Below are 14,047 nucleotides of genomic sequence, written 5' to 3' on the forward strand. Positions count from 1 at the left end.
CTACTCTGCAGCTTTGTCGTAGGGTGTGCCGCCAGCCTTCAACGCAGCGATCAGCTCTTCGCGTTCTTTTTCGGCCTTGGACATGTTGGCAAGCTTGACCGGACCGAACCCGCGAATTTTCAGCGGCAGTTCGGCCAAGGCCACCAGCGCGTCCATCGTGTTTGCATCCGCCTTGGGCAGCCACTCGGCCATATCCTTTTCGTATTGCTTGATCAGGGCGCGTTCCATCCGGCGTTCCTCGGTACGCCCAAAAGGATCAAACGGCGTGCCGCGCAGGCCCTTTAGACGCGCAAGGATTTTGAAGCCCGTCTGCATGCCTTCGCCAAACTCGCGTTTCTGAGGACGCCCGTCCGGGCCATCCTTGCTGATCATCGGAGGGGCCAGATGATAGGACAGGCTGACATCGCCGTTGAACTCTTTCTCGACCTTTTCACGGGTCTTTAGATGAAGTCGGGCGACTTCATATTCATCCTTATATGACAACAGCTTATGATAGCCTTTTGAGACGGATTCTTTCAGGCGAACATCCTGAATAGGATCAACCATCTTGCGGAAGCGCTTTGCAAGACGCGCACCCTGATACTCCACTAGATGATCCGCGCGCATCGCAATTTTTTCGTCCAAAGTCTTGGGCTTAGCGACCACTTTTTGAGTCATCAGCCCTTCGGCTTCCTCGGGGTACAGAACAGCCCAACGACCGATTTCAAACGCCTTCTGGTTCTTTTCAACCGCTGCGCCGTTCAGCTGGATCGCATCCAAAATCGCTTGTTTCGGCAGCGGAACCAGACCCCGTTGCCACGCCGCACCAAGGATCATCATGTTGGAAAAGATGCTGTCGCCAAGCGTGGTTTTCGCCAGCTCAGATGCATCAAAGAACCGAACGCCATCCTTAAGTCGCGCCTCAAGAGAGACTCGTAACCTATCAACAGGTAACAAAAATTCCGTATTTCTCGTAAAGTCTCCTGTGATGATTTCGTGGCTATTCACCACGGCGCCAGTGCGCCCGTTTTTCGTCAACCCAAGCGTCTTGGACCCTGCGCTGACCACCAGATCACCACCGATCAACGCATCCGTTTCGCCGGTGGCGACACGGATGGCCGAGATGTCGTCAGGCGACTTTGCCAAACGCAGATGGATATGAACCGCGCCGCCTTTCTGGGCCAGCCCCGCCATCTCCATCATGCCGGCACCCATGCCGGCAATCTGCGCAGCTTGCGCCAGAACCGCACCGATGGTGACAACGCCCGTGCCGCCCACACCTGTCACAACGACGTTCCACGTCTTGGCAATTTCGGGCAGCTTTGGCTCGGGAATGTCCGGCAGGTTCAAATCCATCGCCTCGCGCTTTTTCAGCTTGGCCCCTTTGACGGTGACAAAGGACGGACAGAACCCCTTGAGGCACGAGAAATCCTTATTACAGGACGACTGGTCAATCGCCCGCTTGCGCCCGAATTCGGTTTCGACCGGAACGATAGACACGCAGTTGGATTGCACCCCACAATCACCACAACCTTCGCAGACATCGGTGTTGATAAACACGCGACGGTCCGGATCGGGGAATTGCTGACGCTTGCGGCGGCGGCGCTTTTCGGCGGCACAGGTCTGAACATAGATGATGGCCGTCACACCGGGAATGTCGCGCAGACGTTTCTGAACAACATCCATTTCCGCACGCGGATGCCAGTCGACATCAGACGGGAAGTCTTCACGCCGCGGCTCTTCTTTTTCATCAAAGACAACGGCGACATGCTCGATGCCCATCGCCTTAAGTTCGCGCGCGATCCGGTCGGGGCCCAGCCCGCCTTCGTTCTTCTGACCGCCGGTCATGGCGACCGCATCGTTGAACAGGATTTTATACGTGATGTTCGTGCCCGCCGCGACAGCCGCACGAATGGCCTGAATGCCCGAGTGGTTGTACGTGCCGTCGCCAAGGTTCTGGAACACATGTTCGCGTTTCGAAAACGGCGCTTCGCCGATCCAGTTGGCCCCTTCCGCCCCCATGTGCGTAAAGCCCAGCGTGCTGCGGTCCATCCACTGAACCATGTAATGGCAGCCGATGCCCGCGTAGGCCCGCGACCCTTCCGGCACTTTGGTTGACGAATTGTGCGGACAGCCCGAACAGAAATACGGCAGGCGCGCTGCGATTTCTTCGGCATTGTCGGCCTTCCGCGCGTCCGCCAGCTGGGAAAGGCCCGCGCGGATGGCATCGGTGTCGCGCCCTTCCTCGATCAGGATATTGCCCAGCTTTTCCGCGATCCAAACGGGATCAAGCGCGCCATGGACCGGAAACAGTTCTTCACGATGGAGCGCACCTGCCCCACCCTTGTACCAGCCATAGACCCGACGCCCGCGACGATCGTCAAAGATGGCTTCTTTGATCTGCACCTCGATCAGTTTGCGCTTTTCTTCGACGACGACGATTAGATCCAAACCTTCGGCCCAGTCATGGAACGTTTCCATATCCAGCGGCCACGTTTGCCCCACTTTGTAGGTGGTAATCCCCAAACGCTCAGCTTCGTTTTCATCGATGTTCAGCAAAGACATCGCATGGCACAGATCGAGCCAGTTCTTACCCGCCGCAACAAACCCGATTTTCGCGCCAGGCTTGCCCCAGATGCGTTTGTCCATCTTATTGGCCCGCGAAAACGCCTCAGCCGCGTCACGTTTGTGCTGGATGATCCGTTGTTCCTGCGCATGCGGTGTGTCGCCCAGACGGATGTTCAGACCACCCTCGGGCATCGGATAGTCTGGCTGTACCAGTTGAAGCCGATCCAGACGCGCATCGACCACCGCCGTCGCCTCGACCGTGTCTTTCATGGTTTTTAACCCAACCCAAAGGCCTGAGAACCGCGACAAAGCCAGCCCGTACAGACCGTAATCCAGAATTTCCTGCACACCCGCCGGTGACACCACAGGCATATACACATCGACCATGGCCCAGTCAGATTGATGCAGCACGGTCGAGCTTTCGCCTGTGTGGTCATCGCCCATAGCCATCAGCACACCACCATGTGGCGACGTGCCTGCCATGTTCGCATGGCGCATCACATCACCCGAACGGTCCACCCCAGGGCCCTTGCCGTACCAAAGGCCGAAAACGCCGTCATAGCGCCCCTCGCCCCGAAGCTCGGCCTGTTGCGATCCCCACAGCGCCGTGGCTGCAAGGTCTTCGTTCAGGCCTTCCTGAAAGGTGATATCGGCTTCTTTCAGCCATTTGCTGGCGCGGGTCATTTGCATGTCGACCGCACCTAGGGGCGAGCCGCGATAACCGGTCACATAACCGGCTGTGTTCAGCCCAGCGGCGCGGTCCCGCGCCTTTTGCATCAACATCAATCGAACAAGCGCCTGCGTGCCGTTTAACAGCACACTTTCCTTGCCAAGATCGAACCGGTCATCCAAAGAAATTTGCTGAATGCCCATCGTACGCCTCCCGTCGCTCAATGTTCATGCACGTAGGGTAAATATAGGTCACAATTTCTGACCTGCCTAGAATTTTTTATAGAAACCATTGGCGTCCTGTATATTTACACCCTAAGTGGGTCGTTGTTTCGTGCAGGATAGAAAAAGCGCAGGATTGTAAGTTAAATGGATTGGGACAAGCTAAGAATATTTCACGCGGTGGCCGATGCGGGTAGCCTCACGCATGCCGGTGAACAGCTGCACCTGTCACAATCTGCGGTTTCACGCCAGATTCGCGCGCTCGAAGAAGCCCTTGATACCACACTTTTCCATCGCCACGCACGCGGACTGATTCTGACGGAACAGGGCGAACTGCTGTTTGACGCGACCAAGTCGATGAACAAACGCATTGATGCCGCAACCGCGCGCATCCGCGACAGCGAAGAAGAAATCTTCGGTGTTCTCCGTGTGACGACGACAACGGGCTTTGGTTCTTTGTGGCTCGCCCCGCGCCTTCCGAAGCTCTACGAAAAATACCCCCAGTTGAATATCGACCTGATGCTGGAAGAACGCGTTCTGGACTTGCCGATGCGCGAAGCCGATGTTGCTATCCGTATGAAAGAGCCAAGTCAGGCTGACTTGATCCGCAAGCGGCTTATGAACATCAAGATGAAGCTCTATGCATCGCCGGACTACCTGAAAGAACACGGCACCCCGCAATCCCTGGAAGACCTGAGCAATCATCGCCTGATCTGCCAGAATACCCGCACCGCACAGGTCAATGCGGGCCTTCAACTGGTCCAGATGCTGATGACAAACGACATCAAAGCGACCCTGTCCGTGAACAATTACTTCGGTGTGTTACAGGCTGTGATCTCGAATCTGGGGATAGGAGTGTTGCCGGATTACATCATCGAGGATTTCCCCTCGGTCGTGCGCGTTCTGCCCGACGTGGAATCCGGCGAAGTGCCCGTATTTTTGGCCTATCCAGAAGAATTGCGCCATTCCAAGCGGATAGAAGCGTTCCGCGACTTCGTTCAGGAAGAAATCATTGCCCACCGTCGGCATTTGCAGGCCATGGCCAGCAGTTCAACTTGAGGTATGCACTAAGCGCATAGCAGAAATGCTGCGCCTGCGGCATATCGTTTCTTGATCGACTCATTTGCGATCACTAAATGAGCAGTTGAACGATGTAGCGCCTTTTGGCGCAGCGTCTTCAAACCTCCCTGTTGGACTATGGCCGAGCTTTGCTCGGCCTTTTTTTTGGTTTGATGTAATTTGAACAGTTATCCGCGTTTTGGCGGGATCGAGTAGGTCAGGTTCGCACGGGCCACCGGTTCGGCCATGCCTTCGGAATAAAGCAGCACATCACAAACGCTCAGCGCGCGGCCCAGTTTCAGCACGCGGCACTCCGCCAGCACGTCTTTGCCAGACTCGGGCTTGCGCATGAAATCGATCGAACAGTTCGTGGTCACGGCCAGCGCCTCTTGCCCGATCCGCGCCATTGTCGCGACGTAGGCGGCCACATCGGCCAGCGCGAACATCGCGGGCCCAGATACAGTTCCACCGGGGCGCAGGTGCTTTTCATCCTCGAATAGACGCATCACCAACAGGTCTTCGTCCAAACGGTCGATTCCAAACATGCCCCTGACCTGCGGAAACACCTGATCAAGATAAGGCATCATTTCATCTTTGGTGATCTTGATCGTCATTCTGCTTTCCTCCCGCTTTTCGTTCGCTAAGCTGGCCCGCAAAGGGAGGAAGAACAAGATGGCAATATTGGAACGTCGCGACACTGGCGCCATTGCACATTTGCACATGAACGCGCCGGAACGGCTGAACGCTTTGTCCGATGAAATGTTAGCGGCGCTGCAAGAACAATGTGATGCGCTGATGCAGGATCGCACGATCCGCGCGGTGATCCTGTCAGGCGAAGGCAAGGCATTTTGCGCAGGCCACGATCTGAAACAGATGACAGCCGCGCGCCAGAACGAAGACGGCGGCAAAGCCGCTTTCAAGGACCTGTTCGACCGTTGCGCCCGTTTCATGCAAAGTCTGAACAAACTTCCCCAGCCCGTCATCGCGCAGGTCCACGGCATTGCCACGGCCGCTGGATGCCAGTTGGTTGCGACCTGCGATATGGCCGTCGCTGCTGAAGGCACACGCTTTGGCGTCAACGGTGTGAACATCGGATTGTTCTGTTCGACCCCGATGGTCGCGCTTAGCCGCAACATCCCGCGCAAACATGCGTTTGAAATGCTGACAACGGGCCAGTTTATCGACGCCAACCGCGCACAGGAGCTGGGGCTGGTGAACCGTGTCGTTCCAGCTGACCAGTTGGAAAGCGAAACACGGGCGTTGGCCGAACAGATCGCATCCAAACTTGGGGCAGCCGTAAAGATTGGGAAAGAGGCATTCTACAACCAGATCGATCTGCCCTTGGCCGAGGCCTACAGTTATACTGGCGATGTCATGGTCGAAAACATGCTGCATCGCGACACAGAAGAAGGCATCGCCGCTTTTCTGGAAAAACGCGATCCGGATTGGGATCAGGGCTAACACCCCGTGACAATGCAGGGCAGAGACACTATCTGCCCTAGCATGACAAAAACGCTTCATATCATCGGCGGCGGAATGGCCGGCTCCGAGGCCGCATGGCAGGCCGCACAAATGGGTGTGCCCGTGGTCATCCACGAAATGCGCCCCAAGGTCGAAACCTTTGCTCACCAGACGGGCAACTTCGGCGAAATGGTTTGTTCCAACTCGTTCCGGTCGGACGACCACGAACAGAACGCTGTCGGCCTTCTGCATTGGGAAATGCGCGCCGCAGGTGGCCTGATTATCTCGACCGCCTACGACCATCGCCTGCCCGCTGGTGGTGCGCTGGCCGTTGACCGTGATCCCTTCGCGGAATCCGTGACCAAGGCCCTGATGGATCACCCGCTGATCAGCGCGTCTTATGAAGAAATCACCGAACTGCCCGATGACGGTCACTGGATCATTGCGACAGGCCCGCTGACCTCTCAAGGTCTGGGTCAGGCGATTGCGAATGAAACGGGCGCCGAGTCTCTGGCGTTCTTCGATGCCATCGCTCCCATCGTCTATGCCGAAAGCATCGACATGTCGAAGGCGTGGATGCAGTCCCGCTATGACAAGGGCGAGACCGAGGAAGAGCGCAAAGCCTACCTCAACTGCCCGATGGACAAAGACACGTACGAGGCGTTCATCGACGCACTTCTGGCGGCTGATAAGACCGAATTCCACGAAGGTGAAACGGCTGGCTACTTTGACGGCTGTCTGCCCATTGAAGTGATGGCAGAACGCGGCCGCGAAACGCTGCGCCATGGCCCGATGAAACCCGTTGGCCTGACCAACCCGCACGCGCCCGAAGAAAAGGCGCATGCCGTTGTGCAGCTACGCCGTGACAATGCGCTGGGAACGCTGTTCAACATCGTGGGTTTCCAGACCAAGATGAAATACGGCGCACAGATCGACGTGTTCCGCATGATCCCGGGTCTCGAAAACGCGCGTTTCGCCCGTCTGGGCGGCATCCACCGCAACACCTTTATCAACTCGCCCACGCTTCTGGATGCGCAGATGCGTCTGAAATCCCGACCGAACATTCGCTTCGCGGGTCAGATCACAGGTGTCGAGGGCTACGTTGAATCCGCCTCGATGGGCCTTCTGGCCGGTCGCATGGCTGCCGCCGAAATCCTTGGCGTCGAACTGCCCGTCGTCCCCCAAGACAGCGCCCATGGCGCGCTTGTGCACCACATCACAGGCGGGGCCGAGGCCAAGACCTTCCAGCCCATGAACGTGAACTTCGGCCTGTTCCGCCCGCTTGAGGAAAAGGTCAAAGGTGGTCGTCGTGGCCGCAAGGACCGCTACAAGCTTTATACAGATCGCGCCAAGGCGGTCTGGACGGAATGGCTTGAACAGGCACCGCAAAAGGAGGCCGCGGAATGAACTATGTGCTCGCACTTTTCCTGCCGCCTCTGTCGATCCTGCTGGCGGGCCGCCCGTTTGTGGCGATCATCACCTTCATCATCTGGATCCCCGCGATCATCTTCTCTGGCGGTTTGACGCACCCGATGTTCATTCTACTAGCCTGGATTCTGATCTACCAAAGCCACGAGGATCGCCGCGCCCGCCGGATGAACCGCGACTAGGCCAATGCGCACGCGCTTTGCCCCCTCTCCGACCGGCCCTTTGCACTTGGGCCACGCCTATTCCGCCTGTTTGGCCCATGACATGGCAGTTGCCGAGGGGGGCACTTTCCTTCTTCGGATCGAAGACATCGACCAATCCCGTGCCCGCCCTGAGTGGGAGGCAAAGATTTACGACGATCTGCACTGGCTTGGGCTGGGCTGGCCCACACCGGTGATGCGCCAGTCCGACCGGATGGACGCCTATAACGCGGCGCTCGATCAGCTTTGGGATGCGGGGCTTCTATACCCCTGTCACTGCAATCGTCGCGATATCCTTGCCGCCTTGGACACCCCGCAGGAAGGAGTAGAGCCACCCACGGGCCCCGATGGCGTGATCTACCCCGGCACGTGCCGTCCGAGCATCGCCCCCACAGGGCCGCGCCCCAAAGATACAGCGCTACGTCTGAATATGGCCCGCGCATTGGAATGCTTGGATACGCCGATCACCTATTCCGAAACCGGCACCGTCCCGATGATCGTCAGCGCAAACCCTTTGGCCGAAATAGGTGACATCGTCCTCGCCCGCCGCGACATGGGCACCTCTTACCACCTGTCCGTCACGGTCGATGATGCTGAACAGGGCATCACCCACGTCGTTCGCGGCGCTGATCTGGCCGAAGCCACACAAATCCATGTGCTGCTACAGCGCCTGCTGAACCTGCCGACCCCAGCATATCATCACCACAAACTGATCAGGGACGAAAACGGCAAACGGCTCGCCAAACGGGACGACGCCAAGGCCATTGCCCTTTACCGCGATCAGGGCAAAAGCCCGCGAGATGTCCGTCAGTTGGTCGGACTATAACTCAGCCCATCGGCGTCATCAGCTCGACTTCTTCGCCATCGCGCACGGCCGTGTAAAAACAGCTGCGGCGGTTCGTGTGGCACGCAGGCCCCACCTGACGCACAACGGCCAACAGGCAATCACGATCGCAATCCAATCGCAGGTCAACCAGCGACTGCACATGTCCCGACGTTTCGCCCTTCACCCAGAACGACTGACGCGACCGCGACCAGTAGGTCACCTTGCCCGTCTCTAACGTCCGCGCTACGGATTCGGCGTTCATCCACGCCATCATCAATACCTCGCCTGTCTCCTCATCCTGAGCGATACAGGGGATAAGGCCACGATCGTCATAGACCAAGGTCGCAGGATCAAAGGACATGGGCAAAAACCTTTTTGAAAGATGCGCGCGAACGCTTATCTAAAGAAGACCACGGGAAAGGGAAAGCCATGGCAGGCGACAGCGATCTGATCAAACTCTACTCTCAGCGCATTCTGGCGCTGGCTGCGGATATTCCCAACACGGATCGGCTTGATGCCCCGGACGCGACCGTCAAGAAACGTTCGCCCCTGTGCGGGTCGACCGTCACCGTTGATCTGAAAATGACCGATGGCCGCGTCAGCGCCTATGGCCAAGACGTTAAAGCCTGTGCTTTGGGCCAAGCTGCGGCCTCGGTTGCAGGCAGCGCTATCGTCGGCTGCACACACGAACAGATTACGGCGGCACGTGATGCCCTGAAAGAGATGCTGAAAAACGACGGCCCCACGCCTCCTGCCCCTTTCGAGGAACTCGAGGTTCTGCGTCCCGCGGCATCCTACAAAAACCGCCATGCATCGATCCTGCTGGCACTGGACGCGGCCAGCGAAGCTGCGGAAATGGCGCTGTCCGAAAAAACCGCCTGACCGCGCGCCTGCACCAAACATTCCAATACAGACCAGCCCGAGGGTCTGGCCACTGGCCAGAGCCGAGATAAACCTGCGCATGACCGCAGGTCATGCCCTGCTGGGAAACGCTCCATCCAAAAGAAAAAAGACCGCCCCTCGGGAAAAGGGCGGTCAAAGTGGCGTGTCTCACGTGGGATCCGGCTGTTCCGCAAAGCGATGGGGACAGGCGTGTCAGTCGCTGGCATCAACTAGGGCAGAGATGCAAAAGGCGGTCCGGCGTAAGGACGCAGGCAGAAAAGCAATCAGACTCAGAGATGAAGCGCCCCAACAAGGATCACAACCAAAGATAAAGCGCCCAACGCATCCTGCAGGATTGTATCGCGCGACCGGTCCATCGTGGTTTTGATCTGCTTAATCATGGCAACCTTCCTCATTGTCTGGTTGCTCTTTTGTTCTCATAGATTCGCCCTCATGTAAAGAACTTTTTAAGAACATTTGAGAACATTGCAGAACAAACAGGAACAAATCGGGTTAACCGACCTTGATCAAACGGATCGCCTCATCCTGCCGCATCAGCCACAAAAGCGTTCTTGCGGCCTCTCCACGCGGGCTTTTCAGTTGCGGATCATCTGCCATCAATCGCCGTGCATCGCTTTGCGCTGTGGCCATCAAACCGGCCTGATGTTCCATATCCGCGATGCGGAATCGCGGCAGTCCGGACTGCGCCGTGCCGATCAAATCCCCTGCCCCGCGCATTTCCAGATCAACCTCGGATATCCGGAAACCGTCTTCGGTTTCGCGCATCGTGGTCAGACGCTTCAATCCCCCCTCGCTTAAGGGCGGTTGATAGAGCAGCAAACAGGTCGACGCCTGATCACCGCGCCCCACGCGACCGCGCAGCTGATGCAACTGGGCAAGACCAAAGCTTTCGGCGCGTTCGATCACCATGATCGTCGCATTGGGAACGTTCACCCCCACTTCGATCACCGTCGTCGCGACCAGAACAGCGGTTTTGCCGGCCACGAACTTGGCCATCGCTGCGTCTTTATCCGCTGCAGGCATCTGCCCGTGTACCAAGCCCACCACATCGTCACCCAAAACCGCGCGAAGACGTTTGAACCGTTCATCCGCAGCCGTCAGATCAATACTTTCGCTTTCTTCGACCAGCGGACACACCCAATAGGCCTGCCGCCCATCCGCAATCGCTTTGCGCAAGTGGGCGACGACCTCGTCCATGCGTTCGTTTGACAACAAAGCCGTTTTGATCGGTTTCCGACCGGGCGGTTTTTCGTCCAGCACGGACACGTCCATGTCACCATACTGCGCCAGGGCCAGACTGCGCGGGATCGGCGTGGCCGTCATCACCAGAACATCAGCCACCGGCCCCTTTTCACCCAGCTCAAGCCGCTGCCGGACGCCAAAGCGATGCTGTTCGTCCACGATGGCCAGCCTCAGGTCGTGGAACACCACATCCTTCTGGAACACCGCATGCGTGCCCACCAGCACATGAATATCGCCCCGCGCCAACGCCGCAAGTTTGGCCACGCGTTCCTTGCCCTTGTCGCGTCCCGTCAGGATTTCGATCACGACGCCCGCGTCTTCCGCCAGCGGCTGAAGACTTTCCAGATGCTGCCGCGCAAGGATTTCCGTAGGCGCCATCATGACGCCCTGCCCGCCAGCCTCGACCGCGATCAACAACGTCATGAAGGCCACCAGCGTTTTGCCCGCGCCTACATCCCCTTGCAAAAGCCGGTTCATCCGCTGCGGCGCGGCCAGATCGCCGGCGATATCCTCCATCGCGCGCTCCTGTGCCCCCGTCGGCCGATACGGCAATGCTGCCAGAACCTTGGATCGCAACCGCCCGTTTCCTACGGTCGCCCGCCCCGGGCTGGCCTTTCGCGTGGCCCTTGCGATCGCAAGCGTCAGCTGATGGGCCATGAACTCATCATAAGCCAACCGCCGGCGGATCGGCGACGTGGGCAGCACATCATCCATCCGCTCGGGCCGATGGGCCGCCCGCATGGCAACCGCCCAAGACGGCCAGCCCTCTTTCTCTTTTTGCGCAGGATCGATCCATTCCCGCAGATCAGGCAGCTTGGTCAACACATCGCTGCTGGCCCGCGTCATCAGCTTTTGCGTCACACCCGACGTCAGATGGTAAACGGGTTCGAACAAAGGCAGTTCGTCCGCCTCGCTTTCGCGCAGAATATGATCCGGATGCACCATCTGCGCGATACCGTCGAAAAACTCGACCTTGCCCGAGACTATGCGCGTCTGACCTGTGGGCAGCACCTTGGACAGGTAATCACCACGCGCATGAAAGAACACAAGCTGGAAACTGGTTTGCGCATCCTCGACGTTGATCCGGTAAGCCCCGCCTTTATTCCGCGCCGGACGGTGGTCGCCCACTGTGACTTTGACGGTCAAAACCTTGGGCAATTCGGCACCTTGCACCGTGTCCACCGGACGGCGATCAATCATCGAATAGGGCAGCGTGAACAACAAATCACGCGGCGCTTCTATGTGCAGGTGTTGCAGGTTCTGGGCAATCTTGGGCCCGACACCGTCCAGCGTCTTTAAATCCGCGAAAAGCGGGAAAAGTATCTCGGGACGGCCGCTCATGCCTGTCCGATCAGATCCAGCCAAGCGTCTTCATCAAGGATTTCGATCCCCAATTCTTGCGCCTTCTTTTCTTTCGAACCAGCACCGGGCCCCGCAATCAGAATATCGGTCTTCTTGCTAACGCTGCCAGATACTTTCGCGCCCAACGCCTCGGCCCGCGCTTTGGCTTCCGCGCGTGTCATCCGCTCTAATGTGCCGGTGAAAACAACGGTCTTGCCCGCGACAGGCGACCCGTCGGTCTGCGGTTTGGCCGCCTCTTGAACATCCAGATGCGCGACCAGACGATCAATGGAGTCCCGCTCGGCCGGTTGGTTCATGGTCGACACCAGAGATTGTGCCAATACCTCGCCCACGCCATCGATGCCGATCAGATCTTCCCACGCGGGGCCGGAAAAATCAGCCGCTTCGGTGACCGCTGTTTCAAACGCGGACCATGTCCCATAGTGGCGCGCCAGAAGATTTGAAACGACCTCGCCAACGTGACGAATGCCAAGGCCAAAAATCAATCGACCCAAGGCAATCTTCCGACGCTCATCAATCGCGTCGAACAGGTTGTTGGCCGATTTTTCACCCCACCCCTCGCGGTTCTTCAGTTGCTGAAGGCCCGAGCTGTAGTTTTCCCGCAAAGTGAAGATATCGGCAGGCTCCTTGATCCAGCCATCGCGATAGAACTGCTCGACCTGCTTGGCACCCATGCCTTCGATATCGAAAACAGCACGAGACACAAAGTGCTTCATCTTTTCAACGGCTTGCGCGGGGCAAATCAAGCCGCCAACACACCGGCGGACAGCGTCGCCTTCCTCACGGATCGCCTCGGACCCGCACTCTGGGCAGCTGTGCGGAAACTGATAGGGCTCGGCATCGGCGGGGCGTTTGGACAAATCCACATCAGCGACCTTCGGAATCACGTCGCCTGCGCGATAGACCTGAACCCAGTCACCGGCGCGGATATCCTTAGGATTGCCCGCCTCATCAGGCCGGATGACCTCGCCCTTGGCACCAAGGCCCGCGATATAATCTTCGTTGTGCAATGTCGCATTCGACACCACGACACCGCCCACCGTCACCGGTTCCAGACGCGCCACAGGGGACAAAGCGCCTGTACGACCGACCTGAATGTCGATCCCTGCCAGCCGTGTCCACGCGAGTTCTGCAGGAAACTTGTGTGCCGTCGCCCAGCGCGGTGTCGTCGACCGGAACCCTAGCCGGTGTTGCAGCGCCAGATCATTTACTTTGTAGACCACGCCATCGATGTCGTAGCCCAAGGTGGCACGCTGTTCTTCGATGGCTTTGTAATGCGCCATCATCTCGGACGGGCCATCGCAGAGCTGGGTCAGAGGATTGGTTTGAAAGCCCAGCGCTGCCAGCCTTTCGATGGATTGCATTTGCGTTTCCGCAAGGGGTTCAGAGTGATCCCCCCACGCATAGGCAAAAAAGCGCAAAGGCCGCGCGGCTGTGATTTTCGCATCCAACTGGCGCAGGCTGCCGGCTGCGGCGTTGCGCGGGTTTGCGAAAGTCTTACCCCCAGCGGCCTCTTGCCGTTCGTTCAAGGCCGCAAAATCTTCGTGACTCATGTACACTTCGCCGCGCACCTCAAGAACCTCGGGCGCGCCTTTAATTTCTTGCGGGATGTCGGCAATCGTTCTGGCGTTGGCTGTTACATTTTCACCGACCGAACCGTCACCGCGCGTGGCCGCTTGAATGAGCCGACCATTTTCGTATCGAAGGCTAAGGGAAAGACCGTCGATTTTCGGTTCCGCCGTATAAACCAGCTCCGCCTCGGCCGAGAGACCAAGATAGCGGCGGATACGGTCATCGAATTCCGCGACCTCTTCTTCCTCAAAAAGGTTCGACAACGACAACATCCGGACTTTGTGCTCGATCTTGTCGAAACCCGATGCCGGAGCTGCGCCAACTTGGTCGCTTGGGCTGTCTTCCCGTTTCAGATCGGGAAAACGAGCCTCGATCTCAGCATTGCGCCGTTTCAGACGGTCGTATTCCGCATCGCTGATTTCAGGGGCGTCGTCGGTGTGGTACGCTTGGTTTGCCTCGGCAAGCAGGCCTGAAAGGCGCTCCAGTTCGGCACGCGCCTCATCAATTGTCAGCTTTTCGATTGAAATCTCAGTCGCGGTCATACCAGTGCGTCGCC

At 57.9% G+C, this 14,047-nt stretch carries 11 protein-coding genes; 6 read left to right on the forward strand and 5 right to left on the reverse strand.

Annotated features, from left to right (window positions below):
- Nucleotides 1-3,420 carry an indolepyruvate ferredoxin oxidoreductase family protein gene (locus C4S59_RS00690; RefSeq protein WP_103908563.1) on the reverse strand — a complete coding sequence of 1,140 codons (3,420 nt, stop codon included), beginning with the start codon at nucleotides 3,418-3,420 and terminating at the stop codon, nucleotides 1-3.
- 165 nt (nucleotides 3,421-3,585) lie between these two features.
- Between C4S59_RS00690 and C4S59_RS00695 the strand changes: the two genes are divergently transcribed.
- Nucleotides 3,586-4,497 carry a LysR family transcriptional regulator gene (locus C4S59_RS00695; protein WP_103908564.1) on the forward strand — a complete coding sequence of 304 codons (912 nt, stop codon included), beginning with the start codon at nucleotides 3,586-3,588 and terminating at the stop codon, nucleotides 4,495-4,497.
- A 188-nt stretch (nucleotides 4,498-4,685) separates the two neighbouring features.
- Here the strand turns inward: C4S59_RS00695 and C4S59_RS00700 are convergent, their stop codons facing one another.
- Nucleotides 4,686-5,111: a PaaI family thioesterase gene (locus C4S59_RS00700; protein ID WP_103908565.1), complete on the reverse strand. Its 426-nt coding sequence runs from the start codon at nucleotides 5,109-5,111 to the stop codon at nucleotides 4,686-4,688.
- 58 nt (nucleotides 5,112-5,169) lie between these two features.
- On the opposite strand from C4S59_RS00700, the gene C4S59_RS00705 reads away from it, so the two are divergent.
- Genes C4S59_RS00705 through gluQRS form a run of 4 tightly spaced genes read left to right on the forward strand, consistent with a single transcriptional unit; the run spans nucleotide 5,170 to nucleotide 8,412 of the window.
- Complete coding sequence (locus tag C4S59_RS00705) at nucleotides 5,170-5,958, forward strand: enoyl-CoA hydratase (protein WP_103909364.1); 789 nt, start codon at nucleotides 5,170-5,172, stop codon at nucleotides 5,956-5,958.
- Nucleotides 5,959-6,000: 42 nt separating this feature from the next.
- Complete coding sequence (gene trmFO / locus C4S59_RS00710; RefSeq protein ID WP_103908566.1) at nucleotides 6,001-7,365, forward strand: methylenetetrahydrofolate--tRNA-(uracil(54)-C(5))-methyltransferase (FADH(2)-oxidizing) TrmFO; 1,365 nt, start codon at nucleotides 6,001-6,003, stop codon at nucleotides 7,363-7,365.
- Nucleotides 7,362-7,568 carry a hypothetical protein gene (locus tag C4S59_RS00715; protein ID WP_103908567.1) on the forward strand — a complete coding sequence of 69 codons (207 nt, stop codon included), beginning with the start codon at nucleotides 7,362-7,364 and terminating at the stop codon, nucleotides 7,566-7,568. Before trmFO ends, C4S59_RS00715 begins: the two co-directional genes overlap by 4 nt.
- A gap of 4 nt (nucleotides 7,569-7,572) precedes the next feature.
- Nucleotides 7,573-8,412 (forward strand): tRNA glutamyl-Q(34) synthetase GluQRS, encoded by an 840-nt coding sequence (gene gluQRS, locus C4S59_RS00720; protein WP_103908568.1) that lies wholly within the window; start codon nucleotides 7,573-7,575, stop codon nucleotides 8,410-8,412.
- Between the two features lies 1 nt (nucleotide 8,413).
- On the opposite strand, the gene hisI is transcribed toward gluQRS, so the two are convergent.
- The gene (gene hisI / locus C4S59_RS00725) at nucleotides 8,414-8,773 is read right to left on the reverse strand and encodes a phosphoribosyl-AMP cyclohydrolase (RefSeq protein ID WP_103908569.1); all 360 of its coding nucleotides are present in this window, start codon (nucleotides 8,771-8,773) and stop codon (nucleotides 8,414-8,416) included.
- A gap of 68 nt (nucleotides 8,774-8,841) precedes the next feature.
- Between hisI and C4S59_RS00730 the strand changes: the two genes are divergently transcribed.
- On the forward strand, nucleotides 8,842-9,294 hold the full coding sequence (locus tag C4S59_RS00730) for an iron-sulfur cluster assembly scaffold protein (RefSeq protein WP_103909365.1): 453 nt from the start codon (nucleotides 8,842-8,844) through the stop codon (nucleotides 9,292-9,294).
- A gap of 513 nt (nucleotides 9,295-9,807) precedes the next feature.
- Here the strand turns inward: C4S59_RS00730 and recG are convergent.
- Complete coding sequence (gene recG, locus C4S59_RS00735) at nucleotides 9,808-11,898, reverse strand: ATP-dependent DNA helicase RecG (RefSeq protein WP_103908570.1); 2,091 nt, start codon at nucleotides 11,896-11,898, stop codon at nucleotides 9,808-9,810.
- Complete coding sequence (ligA, locus tag C4S59_RS00740; protein WP_103908571.1) at nucleotides 11,895-14,033, reverse strand: NAD-dependent DNA ligase LigA; 2,139 nt, start codon at nucleotides 14,031-14,033, stop codon at nucleotides 11,895-11,897. Before ligA ends, recG begins: the two co-directional genes overlap by 4 nt.
- Between the last annotated feature and the right edge of the window lie 14 nt (nucleotides 14,034-14,047).

Source organism: Thalassococcus halodurans, from assembly GCF_900108225.1.
Classification (GTDB): Bacteria; Pseudomonadota; Alphaproteobacteria; order Rhodobacterales; family Rhodobacteraceae; genus Thalassococcus; species Thalassococcus halodurans.

Coding starts and splice junctions, on each gene's coding strand:
- recG (WP_103908570.1), bottom strand. CDS start 11,898: ATGAGCGGCCGTCCCGAGATACTTTTCCCGCTTTTCGCGGATTTAAAG.
- trmFO (WP_103908566.1), top strand. CDS start 6,001: ATGACAAAAACGCTTCATATCATCGGCGGCGGAATGGCCGGCTCCGAG.
- gluQRS (WP_103908568.1), top strand. CDS start 7,573: ATGCGCACGCGCTTTGCCCCCTCTCCGACCGGCCCTTTGCACTTGGGC.
- C4S59_RS00695 (WP_103908564.1), top strand. CDS start 3,586: ATGGATTGGGACAAGCTAAGAATATTTCACGCGGTGGCCGATGCGGGT.
- C4S59_RS00690 (WP_103908563.1), bottom strand. CDS start 3,420: ATGGGCATTCAGCAAATTTCTTTGGATGACCGGTTCGATCTTGGCAAG.
- C4S59_RS00700 (WP_103908565.1), bottom strand. CDS start 5,111: ATGACGATCAAGATCACCAAAGATGAAATGATGCCTTATCTTGATCAG.
- C4S59_RS00730 (WP_103909365.1), top strand. CDS start 8,842: ATGGCAGGCGACAGCGATCTGATCAAACTCTACTCTCAGCGCATTCTG.
- C4S59_RS00715 (WP_103908567.1), top strand. CDS start 7,362: ATGAACTATGTGCTCGCACTTTTCCTGCCGCCTCTGTCGATCCTGCTG.
- C4S59_RS00705 (WP_103909364.1), top strand. CDS start 5,170: ATGGCAATATTGGAACGTCGCGACACTGGCGCCATTGCACATTTGCAC.
- ligA (WP_103908571.1), bottom strand. CDS start 14,033: ATGACCGCGACTGAGATTTCAATCGAAAAGCTGACAATTGATGAGGCG.
- hisI (WP_103908569.1), bottom strand. CDS start 8,773: ATGTCCTTTGATCCTGCGACCTTGGTCTATGACGATCGTGGCCTTATC.